General features: G+C 65.6%; 1 pseudogene. It reads left to right on the forward strand.

Annotation, left to right across the window (positions count from 1 at the left end):
• A pseudogene (locus CJ177_RS46620) lies at nt 1–285 on the forward strand (TetR/AcrR family transcriptional regulator); the annotation flags it as partial.

Raw genomic sequence — 285 nt, forward strand, 5'->3', positions numbered from 1 at the left:
GGCGCGGCGATCGTCGAGCTGATCAGCTGGGGCCAGCGTCAGGAAGGCCAGCAAGCCGAGATGGTGTACAACGAGGCATCCGCGACCATACGGACGAAACTCGAGTCCGTCGCGACCGCTTCCGGCCGGCCGGTCGACCCGGACACCATCGACGCACTGACGTACATCGTGTCCACATTGTCGGACGGATTCGCGCTCAACTGGCTGGTGTTCACCGACCCCCCAGCGGCGGAACGACAGATCGAACTCATCCTCGGCGTGCTCGACGCCTGGATGGCCGCCCAC

Source organism: Rhodococcus sp. ACPA1, from assembly GCF_002300195.1.
In the GTDB taxonomy this organism is placed as follows: Bacteria; Actinomycetota; Actinomycetes; order Mycobacteriales; family Mycobacteriaceae; genus Rhodococcus_F; species Rhodococcus_F opacus.